The 14254-nt window shown below is 71.6% G+C and carries 14 protein-coding genes; 7 read left to right on the top strand and 7 right to left on the bottom strand.

Translation table 11 applies throughout. The features are described 5' to 3' along the window. Window positions 1–33: 33 nt before the first annotated feature. The 3 genes from O3597_RS24745 to O3597_RS24735 all read right to left on the bottom strand — a co-directional run bounded on the left by O3597_RS24745 (window position 34) and on the right by O3597_RS24735 (window position 3734). Window positions 34–1776, bottom strand: coding sequence for a proline--tRNA ligase (locus tag O3597_RS24745; RefSeq protein WP_281604629.1), 1743 nt, complete (start codon window positions 1774–1776; stop codon window positions 34–36). 66 nt (window positions 1777–1842) lie between these two features. After that, on the bottom strand, window positions 1843–2502 hold the full coding sequence (locus O3597_RS24740) for a response regulator transcription factor (protein WP_281602528.1): 660 nt from the start codon (window positions 2500–2502) through the stop codon (window positions 1843–1845). Beyond that, window positions 2499–3734 (bottom strand): histidine kinase, encoded by a 1236-nt coding sequence (locus O3597_RS24735; protein ID WP_281602527.1) that lies wholly within the window; start codon window positions 3732–3734, stop codon window positions 2499–2501. Before O3597_RS24735 ends, O3597_RS24740 begins: the two co-directional genes overlap by 4 nt. Before the next feature lie 131 nt (window positions 3735–3865). On the opposite strand from O3597_RS24735, the gene O3597_RS24730 reads away from it, so the two are divergent. Together O3597_RS24730 and O3597_RS24725 are read left to right on the top strand one after the other, a co-directional pair. Further along, complete coding sequence (locus tag O3597_RS24730; RefSeq protein WP_281602526.1) at window positions 3866–4303, top strand: hypothetical protein; 438 nt, start codon at window positions 3866–3868, stop codon at window positions 4301–4303. Window positions 4304–4438: 135 nt separating this feature from the next. Further along, window positions 4439–5335, top strand: a complete 897-nt coding sequence (locus tag O3597_RS24725; RefSeq protein ID WP_281602525.1) for an alpha/beta hydrolase — start codon at window positions 4439–4441, stop codon at window positions 5333–5335. 33 nt (window positions 5336–5368) lie between these two features. Here O3597_RS24725 and O3597_RS24720 read toward each other — a convergent pair whose 3' ends face one another. The 3 genes from O3597_RS24720 to O3597_RS24710 all read right to left on the bottom strand — a co-directional run bounded on the left by O3597_RS24720 (window position 5369) and on the right by O3597_RS24710 (window position 7946). Beyond that, window positions 5369–5557 carry a DUF397 domain-containing protein gene (locus tag O3597_RS24720; protein WP_281602524.1) on the bottom strand — a complete coding sequence of 63 codons (189 nt, stop codon included), beginning with the start codon at window positions 5555–5557 and terminating at the stop codon, window positions 5369–5371. After that, window positions 5542–6351: a helix-turn-helix transcriptional regulator gene (locus tag O3597_RS24715; RefSeq protein WP_281602523.1), complete on the bottom strand. Its 810-nt coding sequence runs from the start codon at window positions 6349–6351 to the stop codon at window positions 5542–5544. Before O3597_RS24715 ends, O3597_RS24720 begins: the two co-directional genes overlap by 16 nt. Window positions 6352–6719: 368 nt before the next feature. Next, window positions 6720–7946 carry a hypothetical protein gene (locus tag O3597_RS24710; RefSeq protein WP_281602522.1) on the bottom strand — a complete coding sequence of 409 codons (1227 nt, stop codon included), beginning with the start codon at window positions 7944–7946 and terminating at the stop codon, window positions 6720–6722. A gap of 205 nt (window positions 7947–8151) precedes the next feature. Between O3597_RS24710 and O3597_RS24705 the strand changes: the two genes are divergently transcribed. Both O3597_RS24705 and O3597_RS24700 read left to right on the top strand, forming a co-directional pair. Beyond that, window positions 8152–8919 (top strand): SGNH/GDSL hydrolase family protein, encoded by a 768-nt coding sequence (locus O3597_RS24705; protein ID WP_281602521.1) that lies wholly within the window; start codon window positions 8152–8154, stop codon window positions 8917–8919. 127 nt (window positions 8920–9046) lie between these two features. Further along, window positions 9047–9937, top strand: coding sequence for a sulfurtransferase (locus O3597_RS24700; RefSeq protein ID WP_164448739.1), 891 nt, complete (start codon window positions 9047–9049; stop codon window positions 9935–9937). A gap of 76 nt (window positions 9938–10013) precedes the next feature. Here O3597_RS24700 and O3597_RS24695 read toward each other — a convergent pair whose 3' ends face one another. Continuing rightward, window positions 10014–10625 carry a TetR family transcriptional regulator gene (locus O3597_RS24695; RefSeq protein WP_164448738.1) on the bottom strand — a complete coding sequence of 204 codons (612 nt, stop codon included), beginning with the start codon at window positions 10623–10625 and terminating at the stop codon, window positions 10014–10016. A gap of 106 nt (window positions 10626–10731) precedes the next feature. Between O3597_RS24695 and O3597_RS24690 the strand changes: the two genes are divergently transcribed. The 3 genes from O3597_RS24690 to O3597_RS24680 all read left to right on the top strand — a co-directional run bounded on the left by O3597_RS24690 (window position 10732) and on the right by O3597_RS24680 (window position 14079). After that, window positions 10732–11883, top strand: coding sequence for an FAD-dependent oxidoreductase (locus O3597_RS24690; RefSeq protein WP_281602520.1), 1152 nt, complete (start codon window positions 10732–10734; stop codon window positions 11881–11883). Between the two features lie 75 nt (window positions 11884–11958). After that, window positions 11959–12585, top strand: coding sequence for a TetR/AcrR family transcriptional regulator (locus tag O3597_RS24685; RefSeq protein ID WP_164448736.1), 627 nt, complete (start codon window positions 11959–11961; stop codon window positions 12583–12585). Between the two features lie 126 nt (window positions 12586–12711). After that, the gene (locus tag O3597_RS24680) at window positions 12712–14079 is read left to right on the top strand and encodes a biotin carboxylase N-terminal domain-containing protein (protein WP_164448735.1); all 1368 of its coding nucleotides are present in this window, start codon (window positions 12712–12714) and stop codon (window positions 14077–14079) included. Window positions 14080–14254: the final 175 nt, after the last annotated feature.

Raw genomic sequence — 14254 nt, 5'->3', positions numbered from 1 at the left:
CCCCGTCACCTGACGGCTACACCATGTTTCCGCCTACCCGTGCAACAGTTTCTCCAGCACGTCCGCCACGGGTAGCTCGGTGCGCTCCCCCGTCACCCGGTCGCGCACCTCGACGTACCCGTCGGCCAGGCGGCGTCCGACCACGACGGTGCGGGGGATGCCGATCAGCTCGGCGTCGGTGAACTTCACCCCGGCGGAGACGGCGGTCCGGTCGTCGACAAGCACCCGCAGCCCCGCTTCGGCGAGCCGGGCGCCGAGGTCGAGCGCGGCGTCGAGCTGCGGACCCTTGCCGGCGGCCACCAGATGGACGTCGCACGGCGCGACCGACGTCGGCCACACCAGGCCCCGATCGTCGTGGTGCTGCTCGGCGATCGCCGCCACCGCCCGGGACACCCCGATGCCGTAGCAGCCCATGGTGGGCCGGACCGGCTTGCCCTGTGGACCGAGCACGTCCACCGCGAAGGCGTCGGTGTAGCGACGACCGAGTTGGAAGATGTGTCCGATCTCGATGCCCCGGCGCATGGTCAACCGGCCGGTGGCACAGGCCGGGCAGGGGTCATCGGGACGTACCTCGGCGGCCTCGACCGTGCCGTCCGGGGTGAAGTCCCGGCCGCACACCACGTTCGTGGCGTGCCGGCCCGGCTCGTTCGCCCCGGTCAGCCAGGCCGTGCCCGGCACGACCCGGGGATCGACCAGGTAGCGGACGCCGATCTTGCCGAGGATCTGCGGTCCGAGGTAGCCCCGCACCAGCTCGGGATGCTCGTCCCAGGCGTCGAAGACGTCCACCGTGGCCGGTGCCAGCGCGGCGGCCAGCCGTTTCAGGTCGACCTCCCGATCTCCGGGCAGCCCGACCACCAGCAGTTCCGGCGCTTCGGCGCCGGGCCGGCGTACCGTCAGCACGACGTTCTTCAGGGTGTCGGCGGCCGACCAGTCGTCCCGGCCGGCCAGCCGGCGGTCGTTCGCCAGCGCGACCAGGCTGGCGATGGTCGGCGTCTCCGGCGTGTCGTGTACCTCGGGCGCCGGCTGCGCCTGCGGGTCGCCGGCCGCCGGTGCGGGCGTGGTCACCGCCTCGGTGTTCGCCGCGTAGTGGCAGTCGGTGCAGCCGACGTAGGTGTCCTCGCCGACCGCCGTGGTGGCCAGGAACTCCTCGGACGCGGAGCCACCCATCGCGCCCGACATGGCGTGCACCACCGTGTAGTCGAGGCCGAGCCAGTCGAAGATCCGCTGGTACGCCGCGCGGTGCCGGCCGTACGCGGCCCGCAGGCCCTCGTCGTCCAGGTCGAAGGAGTACGCGTCCTTCATCAGGAACTCGCGTCCGCGCAGCAGACCGGCGCGGGGACGGGCCTCGTCGCGGAACTTGGTCTGGATCTGGAACAGCGTCACCGGCAGATCGCGGTACGAGGTGAACAGCTCCTTGACCAGCAGCGCGGCCAACTCCTCGTGGGTCGGTGCCAGCAGGTGCTCGGCACCGCGCCGGTCGGCCAGGGTGAAGATGTCGTCGCCGTACTCGGTCCACCGCCCGCTGGTGCGGTACGGCTCGGCGGGCAGCAGCGCCGGAAAGTGCACCTCCTGGTCGCCGATCGCGGCCATCTCGGCCCGCACGATCTCGGTGACCCGCTCCAGGACCAGCCGGCCCAGCGGCAGCCAGGTGTAGCCACCCGGTGCCGCCCGCCGGATGTACCCGGCCCGCAGCAGCAACCGGTGGCTCGGCACCTCCGCGTCCGCCGGATCCTCGCGCAGGGTCCGAATCAGCGACGTCGACATCCGCAGCATCACCCCCGCACCCCAGAACCCCACCCCCCACCCCACCGACCCATTTCCCCCCACCGCCCCTGGGGGTGGTTACGGGTGGGGGGTGGTCAGGCCGGCGCGGTGGGCGATGACGGCTAGGGCGGTGCGGTCGCGGGCGTTGAGTTTGGTGAGCAGGCGGCTGACGTAGGTGCGGGCGGTCGCCGGGCTGATGAAGAGGGCGCGGCCGATTTCATCGTTGGTCTCGCCCAGGCCGACCCGGGCGAGCACCGCCCGCTCCCGGTCGGTGAGCACGGAGAGCCGGGGATCGGGCGGCGGTTGTTTCGGCGTGGCGGCGAGCCGTTCCATGACCCGGCGGGCGACCGTCGGCGAGAGCAGGTTCCCGCCGGCGGCGGCCGTGTGCACCGCCCGCCGCAGGTCGTCCGAGGGGGTGTCCTTCAGCAGGTAGCCGGCGGCACCGAGACCGACCGCCTCGACGATGTCCTCGTCGTCGTCGAAGGTGGTGAGGATCAGCACCCGGGTGGCGGCCAGGGCATCGTCGGCGCGGATCGCCGCGGTGGCGGCCAGGCCGTCCATCACCGGCATCCGGATGTCCATGAGTACGACGTCCGGCCGCAACTGGCGAGCCAGGCGCAGCGCGGAACGACCGTCGGCGGCCTCCCCGACCACGGTGAGCTGCGGGTCGGCCGCCAGCAGGGTGCGTATCCCGGCGCGCACGAGATCCTGGTCGTCGACCACCAGCACGGTCGTCACGTCGGCTCCCGCAGGGGCAGCACCGCGCGTACCTCGAATCCCGTCTGCCGGTGCCCGGCGGTGAGCGTGCCGCCGAGACTCTCGGCCCGTTCCCGCATACCGGCGATGCCGTGCGCGGACCGGGCCGTCGCCGGCGGCTCGACCCGGCCGTTCGCGGCTTCGGGGTAGGTCGGCGGCTCGGCCGACCCTGCGCCGCGCGTCGGTTCTGTGCCGGGGGCCGGGTCGGAGCCGGTGTCGGTGACGGTGACGGTGAGCTGGTCGCCGTGCTGCTCGGCACGGATCTGGACGCGGCTGCCGGCGGAGTGCCGGACCACGTTGGTGACCGCCTCCTGCACGATCCGGAAGGCGGCCGCCTCCACCGGCGCCGGCAGCGGCGTGTCGACGACCACCCGCACGTCGACGTCGAACCCGGCGGCCGAGGCGGCCCGGGTCACCGCGTCGAGGTTGGCCAGCGAGACCACCGTGCGTGGCGGGTCACCGGGTGACCGCAGCAGGGCCACCGTCCGCCGCAGGTCGTCCATGCTGCGGCGGGCGGTGGACCGGATCAGCTCCAACGCCGATCGGGCGGCGGTCTCGTCCCGGCCCAGCGCCTCCCGGGCGACGTCGGCGTGCAGCGCGATCACCGAGGTGGTGTGGCCGAGGGAGTCGTGCAGGTCGCGGGCGATCGCCATCCGCTCGTCCCGCAGGCGGGCCTGCGCCTCCTGCCGGTACCGGGCCTCGGTCAGCTCGGCGATCCGGCGGGCGTCCGCCTGGGCGGCGCGGCGGGAGCGCAGGCTGTCGCCGAGGGCGATCGCCGCACCCATCAGCAGGACGTGCCCGGCCAGCTCGTAGCCGACGACGAAGGAGAAATCCTGTCCCTCGGCGAGCCGGAAGACCACCGACACCACGACCACCAGCACGGCGGCGACGATCGAGGCGGCGATCCGGCCGTGCTCGGCGGCGGAGAACAGGGCGGCGGCGACCGGCACGGCCAGCCCGATGGCCGGGTAGCCGGCGGCGTAGTAGGCGAACAGGCCGAGCACGCTGACGGCCAGCACCAGCACCGGGTAGCGCCGCCGGACCAGCATCAACGCGCCCAGGCCCACCGCCCACAGGTACGCGAGCTGGTCCGGTCCGTGCCGGCCACCCTCGTTCGCGGTGATGACGATCGACACGGTGCCGGCCACGCCCGCGCCGAGGAGCGCGTCGGTGACCCAGGGACGTACCCTCCGCTGCGTCGACTGGCCGGCCACGAAATCAGCGTACGGCGAGGTCGGGGCCACCGGAGTCGTCGGAAGGCGACACCGGGGATCGCTCACCGACGTACCGTGACCGCGATCCGGGGCCGATGGCACGGTCACCGATCGTTCCTAGCGTTGCCGGCATGACCATGTCACCTCGCCCGGCTCTCGGGCTTCCGTTGCTCACCCTGCTCGGGTTGGCACTGCTCGGCCTGCCCCGGGTGGTGCTGCACGACCTGGATCTGGTGCACGAGGGCACCTTCGTCAATCTGCTGCTGGTGGTGGTACCGCCGATCGTGTGGATCACCGTGGCGCTGGTGAAGCGGGTGCCTGACCCGTTTCTGACCCTGCTCGTCGTCGGCCTGCTGTACGGCGTCCTGCTGGCCCTGACCCATCAGCTGCTCTGGCACGTGGCCTTCGACGAGCAGCCGACCCTGGGCGGCAACCTGACCGATCTCGCGCCCGAGGCGCAGGCGGTGATCGTGCGGTTCTTCGCCGCGATCAGCAGCCTGTTCACCGGCGTCATCGTCGGTGTCGTCACCGGCCTGCTCGCCTGGGTAATCTCCCGTATCCGTCCCTGATGCGGATCTTGGTACGGCGGCGCCCGCGACGGGGCGTTCCCGAACCAAGATCTGTGGAAGTTCGCTCAGTGACGAATTCGACGTTCTAGGTTCGGGTATGGGGTGGGCGCGTTGACCGGTGTGGGGGTGGGAGCGTTGTTCACTGACGTGCGGAAGGTCGAGGTCGGTGTGCTCGACGTCGGTTATGTCGACGCCGGTCCGCCGGACGGTCCGGTGGTGCTCCTGCTGCACGGCTGGCCGTACGACATCCACAGCTTCGCCGAGGTCGTGCCCCTGCTGACCAGCGCCGGTCACCGGGTGCTGGTGCCCTACGCGCGTGGCTACGGCAGCACCCGGTTCCGGTCCGCCGATGCGATGCGGAACGGCGAGCCGGCCGCCCTCGCGGTCGACACCGTGGCGTTCCTCGACGCGCTGGGAGTCGAGCGGGCGACCCTGGCCGGGTTCGACTGGGGTGGCCGCAGCGCCGGCATCGTGGCCGCGCTCTGGCCGGAGCGCTGCCATGGTCTGGTCGCGGTGAGCGGCTACCTGATCGACGGTCAGGCGTCGGGTCGGGTGCCGCTGTCCCCGGCGGCCGAGTACGCCTGGTGGTACCAGTACTACTTCGCCACCGAGCGCGGCCGGGAGGGCTACGCGCGCAACACCCGCGACTTCGCCAGGCTGATCTGGCGGACGGCCTCGCCGAGGTGGGACTTTGACGACGCCACCTTCGACCGGAGCGCGGCCGCGCTCGACAACCCGGACCACGTCGACATCGTCATCCACAACTACCGGTGGCGGCTGGGCCTCGCCGACGGGGAGCCGCAGTACGCGGACGTGGCGGAGCGGCTGGCCGACCGGCCGCCGATCACCGTGCCGACGATCAGCCTGGAGGGGGACGCCAACGGTTCACCCCACCCGGAACCCGAGGCGTACGCCAAGCAGTTCACCGGCCCGTACGAGCACCGCGCGGTCGGTGGCGGGGTGGGGCACAACTTTCCGCAGGAAGCACCGCAGGCTTTCGCCGACGCCGTGCTGACGATCGCCTCCCGCTGAACCAGTGGGTCAGTGGGTCAGTGGGTCAGTGGGTCAACTGAGCTTGGCGTGGGCGACGAAGCGACGCCAGGCGGCCGGGGCGAAGGTGAGCACCGGGCCGGTCGCGTCCTTGCTGTCGCGGACGCCGACCACGCCGGGCAGGTTGTCGGCCACCTCGACGCACTCGCTGGTGCCGCTACGGGTCGACTTGCGCCAGGTCGCCCCGGTCAGATCGTGGACCACGACTCCATCACTTCCTTCATCAGCAGCTCGGACTGTCCCTTGGGGAGAGCGACGCTGCGGATTCCCTCCCACCTCGCCAGCAGCGTAGCGATTTCCTCGGCCCTGTCGATGGTCGCGCCGCCGACCTGGTTCTCCAGGTAGCCGACCCAGTCACCCTCGGCTCCCCGGGCCAGAGTGAGCGGACCGTCCAGTCCTACATGAACGCTTAGTTCGGCCGGGATGATGTGGATCAGCACGCCGCCGCGCTGCACGCAGTCGACCAGGTGAGCGATCTGCTGCGCCATGATGCCCCGGAAGCTCTCGTCGGCCCGGCGCAGCGTTGCCTCCTCGATCACCGCGACCAGGATCGGCGGCTCCGGCCGGGTGAGGATCGCCTGCCGGTCCATCCGCACCGCCAGCCGCCGCTCCACCTCATCGTCGCTGAACATGTCGTCGGCGCGGATCATCGCGCGGGCGTAGTGCTCGGTCTGGAGCAGACCGGGGACCAACGTCGGGTGGTAGCAGCGCAACTGCTGGGCGACGCGCTCGGCGTCCAGCCAGGGCCGCAGGAAGTGTGGCTGGCCGTGCAGCTCGGCGATGCGCAGCAGCCCCAGCAGCAGGCCGTCGCTGTTCAGCACCTCGTCGGCCCGCTTGAGGAACAGCCGGTCGAACGGGCGCTGCCCCAACTCGATCGCGGAGATCTGCGAGCCGGAGAAGTGCACCTGCTTGCCGAAGTCCTCCTGGGTCAGATTGGCGGCCAGCCGCAGCCGACGCAACTGGGCCCGGATCAACTCGGCGGTCGGCTCGGATTCCACACTGCCTCCACGATCGATCGGCTGCTCAGGTGGGCTTCCCGGCCGGGCGGCGGTCGCGCCACGGCCGATGTCGATGCCTTCCGAGAGTAGTCGTCCGGTCACCACACTGTCACTCGGCGGTCCTGCTCCCATCCATCGGGGACGGGGTGGGGCTGCACCGGGGCCGCTCCGCCTTCCCCCGTGGCGGGGCGGCCCCTTCCCTCAGCCGCAGGAGGTGGAGATGCCCGACCCGAACCAGCCACCGCGTCATGACGGCTGTCGCGTTGCCGCCGGCCTGCACCGGCCGCTGCCGCGGAGCCTGACGTGCTTTGGGTTCGGGCCGACCGACCTGAGGTCGGCCGGCCCGGCGTGGGCTGAGATTGAGCAGATCAGGAAGCGGTGGTGTCGTCCCCGGAGACGAACGCGACCGAGCGGCGGCGTCGGGCGAGCAGCAGCACGATGCCCGCAGCGACCATGGCGAGGCCGGCTCCGGCGATCAGCCCGGCCTGCGGCCCGGTGACCGGCAGGCCACCCCCGCCGCCGTTGTCGTCGTCCTTCTTCGCGGCGACCACGACGGCGTACCCGTCCTGGTTGTCGCTGGCGTCGACGTCGGCCGCCGGTACGGCGACGGCGTTCGCCGGCAGCACGGCCGGCTTCGGGGCGGAGCGGGCGCTGATGCCCTCGGTCAGGCCCTCGACCTGCACGCTCCCGCCAGCCAGGGTGACCGGCGCCTCGATGTCGGCCGGCACCGTCACCAGGTTGTACAGCTCGACAGCGGAGTGGACGTCGTCGTTGGGCTCGGTGTCCTCACCGACCGGCACGAGCGCGAGCGAATCGTAGGTGCAGACCGCCGACCGCCCATCGTCGTCGACCGCGCACTCCTGCGGCGGTCGGGTGAAGGTCACGCCCTCGGGCAGGCGCAGGTCGACGGTGACGCCGCTTACCGCCTTGCGGCCGTGGTTGACGATCCGGTACCGCACCGCGCCCGTCTCACCCGGATTCAACGTCCCGGTGGACTCCAGCCGGCCGTCGGCACCGACGCGCACCGACTGCCTGACGTCCGGCGCCACCACCGCCAGGTCGGCTTCGGCATCGTCGACGAGCGTGACGGTGAACTCCCTGGTCTCGGTGACCCGCTCGCCGTCCTCGCCCCAGATCATGTAGACCTCGATCTGGACCTTGCCCTCGAAGGGTTCCTTTATCGATCCGGTACTGATGGAGATGGGGTAGTCCACCGTGCCGCCGGGCGCCGGCAGCAGCTCCGCAGCCGTGGACGTGCCGGCGCCGGCGCGGCAGTACCAACCCGCAGAGTCGCCATCACACTCGCCGGAACCACCGCCCTCCCCCCAGAGGAACCAGGCTCTGTCCCGCCAAGCCAATTCATCGGGCCGGACGTCGTACTGGATCACACTCGGGGTCTCGTCGGTCAGGTTGGTCACCTTCAGGTGGAGCGTCTTGCTGGTGAACCCGACCGGAATCGTCGTGCCGGTCAGCTCGAAGGTGAACTTCGGCTCCGGGTCGACCGCCGAGGCGGGACCGGCGGGAACAGCGATCCCGCCAATGAGAAGCAGCGCGGCAGCGGCTGTGCGTGACAGCCAGCGACGACCAACGGCCACAGCAGAATCCTTCGGGTGAACGAAGCATGAACGAAGCGTGTGGTTCGGGACACTACTCGCGATGGAGCCGGCGCGTGGACCCCACTCACCTCGATGATGTCCGCCACGTTCCCCCGCGCGGGACACCGCCGCGCGGACGACCGGTGCAAAACTTCCGGTGGTAGGCAGGAGTTCCTTCCCTACTCGCACGTCGGAGGAGTGAGCAGTGCGCTGGCGCAGTTACGTCGCGGTCGGGGACAGCTTCACCGAGGGCCTGGACGACGCCTACCCGGACGGCAGCTTCCGGGGCTGGGCGGATCTGGTGGCCACCCGGCTCGCCGCCGAGGCTGGCCCCCACTTCGCGTACGCCAACCTGGCCATCCGGGGGCGGACCTTCCCGAGCGTGGTGGCCGAGCAGGTGCCGGCGGCGTTGGCGATGAAGCCCGACCTGATCAGCTTCGCGGCGGGCGGCAACGACGTGCTGCGGCGCAACTTCGACCCGGACGCCCTGGTGACCCGCTTCGACGAGGTGGTCCGCCGGCTGCGCAGCGGTGGTGCCGACGTACTGCTGTTCCGGTTCGCCGACGTGATGGCGCGGCTGCCCGGCCAACGGCTGATCGCGCCCCGGGTCGCACTGCTCAACCGTGCGGTGGGAGAGACCGCCGAGCGGCACGGCGCCATCCTGGTCGACCTGTACGCCGACGACACCTACCTGAACCCGTTGCTCTGGAGCACCGACCGGCTGCACCTGTCCCCGGCCGGGCACCGCCGCGTCGCCGGTCAGGTGCTCAACGCCCTCGGTGTCGGCTGCGACGAGGAGTGGCTGCTGGTCCCGCCGAATCCGGAGCCCACCCCGTGGCTGTCCGCCCGGACCGCCGACCTGCGCTGGGCCGGCCAACACCTGGCCCCCTGGATCAAACGCCGCCTCACCGGCCGCTCGTCCGGCGACACCCGCACCGCCAAACGCCCCACCCTCACCCCCCTAACCGACTAACCCCCACCCGCACCCCCGCCGCGTTGATCAAGAAGCTTCGGTCGTGATCAGCGGCTACGCAGACCAAAACTTCTTGGTCAACGAGAACACGTTCGGGGCGACCGGAGCGCGGCGTACGTTGGGGAACATGTCTGTGCCGAACGATCCCGATCCCCGACTTCAGTCGTACGCGGACCCGCAGCGACTGGTCACCACCGACTGGCTGGCCGAGCATCTGGGCGACGACGGTCTCGTGGTCGTCGAGTCCGACGAGGACGTGCTGCTCTACGACAGCGGTCACATCCCCGGTGCCGTCAAGGTCGACTGGCATCTGGAGCTGAACGACCAGGTGACCCGGGACTACCTGGACGCCGAACGGTTCGCCGAACTCTGTGCCGCCAAGGGCATCGGCCGTGACGACACGGTCGTCTTCTACGGCGACAACTTCAACTGGTGGGCGGCGTACGCCCTCTGGGTCTTCACCCTCTTCGGTCACCAGGATGTGCGGCTGCTCGACGGCGGCCGGCAGAAGTGGATCGCCGAGGGGCGGGAGCTGACCCGCGACAAGCCGAACCGGCCCCGGGCCGACTATCCGGTGCCGCAGCGCGACGACGCGCCGGTGCGGGCGTTCCGCGAGGAGGTGTCGGCGCACGTCGACGCCGGTCGGCCGCTTGTCGACGTGCGGTCGCCGGGCGAGTACACCGGCGAGATGCTGCACATGCCGGACTACCCGCAGGAGGGTGCGCTGCGCGGCGGTCACATCCCGGGCGCGGTGAGCAAGCCGTGGAAGTCCGCCGCCAACGACGACGGCACCTTCAAGTCGGCCGACGAGCTACGGGCCATCTACGCCGACCAGCTCGGCCTGAGTGCCGACGACGACATCGTCGCCTACTGCCGGATCGGCGAACGCTCCAGCCACACCTGGTTCGTCCTCCGGCACCTGCTCGGCTACCCGAAGGTCCGCAACTACGACGGCTCCTGGACCGAATGGGGCAACCTCGTCCGCGCCCCCGTCGTCAAGGGCCCCAACCCGAAGTGACAGGGTGTTGATCATGAGGTTAGCGGCAGGGATAAAGATCATCTTCGCCGCTAACCTCATGATCAACGGGGTGGGTTCAGTGCGAGGCTGGGTCGGGGTCGGTTAGGTAGCGGTGGATGGTGGGGGCCAGCCAGGTGATCAGGTCGGCGGGGGAGATGTCGACCATCGGAGGTAGTCGCAGGACGTAGCGGGTCAGGGCGACGCCGAGCAGTTGGCTGGCGACCAGGCCGGCGCGCCGGGGGGCCTCGGTGGGGTCGGCGACCACCCGGCCGACCGCCACGCCGAGCTGGGTGGTGAAGATGGCGCGTACCCGTTCCGCCCCGCTGGGGTTGGTGCTCGCCGTGCGCAGCAGCGCCGGCAGAGTGGCGTCGCCCTCCCAGCGGGTGAAGAAGTAGCTGACCAGCTCCCTGCCGAGGCGATCGGCCGGCACGCCGCTGAGGTCGGGCAGCCGCAGGTCGAACTCGGCCGCCGTGGCGAACAGGTTCTCCTTGCTGCCGTAGTACCGCATCACCATCGACGGGTCGATCCGGGCGTCCGCGGCGATGGCCCGGATCGTCGCCCGGTCGTACCCGTCGGCGGCGAAGCGGTCCCGGGCGGCCCGCAGGATGGCCGCGCGGGTCGCCTCCGCGCTGCGCCGCCCGCCGCCCGCCGCCGGCCCAGCGCCGCGTCGCCCGCCGTCCTCCGTCATGTGACCGACGGTATGCCAACGCCTGTTGACTTCCCAATCCGGGGCGGCCTACCGTTGCCAACAAATGTTGGCCAACGCTTGTTGGCAAGATGTCGAGGAGGTCGTGATGCTGCCCGAACGAACGGACGTCCTGGTCGTCGGCGCGGGCCCGACCGGGCTCACCGCCGCACTCACCCTGGCCCGGCGTGGAGTCGAGGTGACCGTGGTCGACAAGCGGGAGAAGCCGGCGGAGACGTCGCGGGCCGCCGTGGTGCACGCGTACACCCTGGAGGTGCTCGACCGGATCGGAGCCGGCGGGGCACTGGTGGCCCGGGGGCTGCGGTCGGCCCGATTCAGTGTCCGCGACCGGGACCGGGTGCTGGTCACCGTGCCGTTCGGCGGGTTACCGAGCCGCCACCGGTACGCGTTGATGGTCTCCCAGTCGGTGACCGAGGAGGTGCTCACCGAGCGGCTGGCCGAGGCCGGCGTGCCGGTGCTGCGCCCGTACCGGCTCACCGGTCTGCACCCCGACGGCGACGGCGCGGTGGCCGACCTCGACGGCACGAACGTGCGCGCCCGATGGGTGGTCGGTGCCGACGGCATCAACAGCACCGTCCGTGAGCTGGCCGGCATCACCTTCACCGGGCCGGCCGGCTCCGAGGAGTCGTTCGTGCTGGCCGACGTACGCGTCGACAGCGGCCTCCCCCGCGACGGCGCGTCGATCTTCCTCGCCCGGGGTGGGCCGCTGGTCTGGGCGCCGCTGCCCGACGGGCGGGTACGCCTGGTCGCCACCGTCACCGATCCACCCGCCGAGCCGGACGCGAGCTACCTGCAACGCCTGCTCGACGAGCGCGGCCCCCGGCAACGGCCGGACCAGGTGCGCGAGGTGCTCTGGTCCTCCCGCTTCCGGCTGCACCGACGGGTCGCCGGGACGTTCCGCTCCGGACCGGTGCTGCTGGCCGGCGACGCCGGACACGTGCACAGCCCGGCCGGCGGGCAGGGCATGAACCTCGGCATCAGCGACGCGGTCGACCTCGGGGAGACCCTGGCGGACGTGCTCGCCGGAGCCGCCGAGACCCGGCTGGACGAGTACGCGGCCAGACGCCGCCCGCTCGCCCACGAGGTGGCCAGCTTCGCCGACCGGCTGACCCGGCTGGCCACCGTGCCGTCGTCGGTCCGGCCGGCCCGGGACCTACTGCTCCGCCTGGTCTCGATGCTCCCGCCGGTGCGGCACCGGATCGCGGTGCGGCTCTCCGGCCTCGACCAACGCCCGACGTGAGGCATCGTTCCCGGCAGTCGGACCGGCGGGTAACCACGGCCGCACGCTGTCGACGGTCGGGTCTAGGCTGGCCCGGTGACGGTGGAGCAGCAGGCCCGGGGCGCGTCCGGCGGGGCCACGGGGGCGGGACGACGCCGATCCCGCAAGGACGAGATTCTTGAGATCGCCGTAGGTCTCTTTGCCGCCCGCGGCTACCACGGTGTGTCGATGGACGACATCGGCGCGGCTGCCGGGGTGACCGGCCCGGCGCTCTACCACCACTTCGCCGGCAAGGAAGCGATGCTCGTCGCCGCGCTGACGCCGGTGAGTGAGGGACTGCTCGACGGCGGACGGCAGCGCCGCGCCGCCCATCCCGACGACCCGCGCGCCGCGCTGGAGTCGCTCATCGATTTCCACGTCGACTTCGCGCTCGCCAATCCGGCCGTCATCGCGCTGCACCTGCACGAGCTGGACCGGCTGCCGGAGGAGCCCCGGCGGCGCATCCGCCGACTTCAGCGGCTCTACGTCGAGGAGTGGGTCACCGTGCTGACCGCCCTGCATCCCGGGTTGCCCGACGGTGAGGGACGGGTGCTGGCGCACGCCGCGTTCGGCCTGATGAACTCCACCCCGTTCCTCGGCGGCGAGGTCGACCACCGGCGGCGGGCCGAGCTGTTGCGGGCAGCCACGCTGGCCGCTTTGCTCGCCCCCACCGAGCCCGCCTGACCTGTCGCCGTCGGCGTCCGGCTCGTCCCGCCGCTGAACCGAGGCGTCGGCAGGGGGCCTTTCACGGGTCCGCTGTGACGTGATTGGCTAGCCCGCGTCCCACACAATGGAACGCTCGGAGGAGCCATGATCGAGTCGCTGCTGGTCGCCAACCGGGGTGAGATCGCCCGTCGGATCATCCGCACCGCCCGGCGGCTCGGGGTACGTGCGATCGCGGTGCACTCGGAGGCCGACGCCGACCTGCCGTTCGTCGCCGAGGCCGACGAGGCCGTCTGCGTCGGGCCGGCCAACCCGGCACAGAGCTACCGGAACACCGAGGCGATCATCGCCGCCGCCCGGTCGACCGGCGCGCAGGCGATCCACCCCGGGTACGGCTTCCTGTCGGAGAACGCCGACTTCGCCCGTACCGTCGAGGCCAGCGGGCTGATCTGGGTCGGGCCCGGCGCGGACGCGATAAGCGCGATGGGCGACAAGATCAATGCGCGGAACCTGATGGCGGCGGCCGGCGTGCCGGTGGCGGCCGGGACCACCGAGCCGGCGGCCGACCTGGCGGCGGCGGTCGCGGCGGCGGCGGAGATCGGCTACCCGGTGATGGTGAAGGCCGCCGCCGGTGGCGGGGGCATGGGTATGGGGGTGGCGGTCGACGAGGCCGCGCTGCGCACCGAGTACGACAAGGTGCGTGCCTTCGCGGAGCGGATGTTCGGCGACGGCTCGGTGCTGCTGGAGCGGTACTTCCCCCGGGTGCGGCACGTCGAGGTGCAGATCCTCGGTCTGGCCGACGGTCGGGTGGTGGCGTTGGGTGAGCGGGAGTGCTCGGTGCAGCGGCGTAACCAGAAGCTGGTGGAGGAGTCGCCCTCCCCGGCGGTGTCGCCGGAACTACGCACCCGCCTGCTTGCCGCGGCGGTTCGGGCGGGTGAGGCGGTGAACTACCGCAACGCGGGCACCGTCGAGTGCCTGTTGGTTCCGCGTCAGCGGGACTTCGAGGGGGATGGCTCTGGCGCTGACGAATTTTTCTTCCTGGAGATGAACACCCGGCTCCAGGTGGAGCACCCGGTGACCGAGCTGGTGCACGGCATCGACCTGGTGGAGGAGCAGTTGCGGGTGGCCGCCGGCCTGCCGCCGACCTTCGACCCGGACGCGCTGACCGTGCGTGGTCACGCCATCGAGCTGCGGGTCAACGCCGAGGACCCGAAGCGGTTCCTGCCCGGCCCCGGCACGATCAGGACCTGGGTGGAGCCGACCGGCGAGGGCGTCCGCGTCGACTCCGGCTACGCCGAGGGAAACACCGTCACCCCGTTCTACGACAGCCTGATGGCGAAGCTCATCGTGCACGGCGAGGACCGGACCGAGGCCATCGCCCGCGCCCGCGCCGCAGTGGCCGCCTTCGACCTGGCCGGCCCCAAGCACAACCTCCCCTTCTTCGCCGACCTGCTGGAGAACCCCGAGTTCCTCTCCGGCAACTACGACACCACCATCGTCTCCCGCCTCCGCTAACCGTCCCCCTCCCGTCCCCCTCCCGTCCCCCTCCCGTCCCCCTCCCGTCCCCCTCCCCTCCCACCCCCTCGGCCGGTTGATCATGAAGTTGTTGTGCCTCGCCCGGCGTGGCGTGGACAACAACTTCATGATCGCCGGGGGAAAGGGGTGGGGGTGAGGTGGGGTGGGGCGTGAC

It is taken from the genome of Verrucosispora sp. WMMA2044, assembly GCF_027497155.1.
GTDB classification, from domain to species: domain Bacteria; phylum Actinomycetota; class Actinomycetes; order Mycobacteriales; family Micromonosporaceae; genus Micromonospora; species Micromonospora palythoicola.
Note: the sequence above shows the minus strand (reverse complement) of the source record. Positions and strands in the feature narration are given on the sequence as shown.

Bases quoted from the DNA above. Each gene is read 5' to 3' on its own strand.
- O3597_RS24730 (WP_281602526.1), top strand. From the start codon at position 3,866: ATGACCATGTCACCTCGCCCGGCTCTCGGGCTTCCGTTGCTCACCCTG.
- O3597_RS24700 (WP_164448739.1), top strand. From the start codon at position 9,047: ATGTCTGTGCCGAACGATCCCGATCCCCGACTTCAGTCGTACGCGGAC.
- O3597_RS24695 (WP_164448738.1), bottom strand. From the start codon at position 10,625: ATGACGGAGGACGGCGGGCGACGCGGCGCTGGGCCGGCGGCGGGCGGC.
- O3597_RS24690 (WP_281602520.1), top strand. From the start codon at position 10,732: ATGCTGCCCGAACGAACGGACGTCCTGGTCGTCGGCGCGGGCCCGACC.
- O3597_RS24680 (WP_164448735.1), top strand. From the start codon at position 12,712: ATGATCGAGTCGCTGCTGGTCGCCAACCGGGGTGAGATCGCCCGTCGG.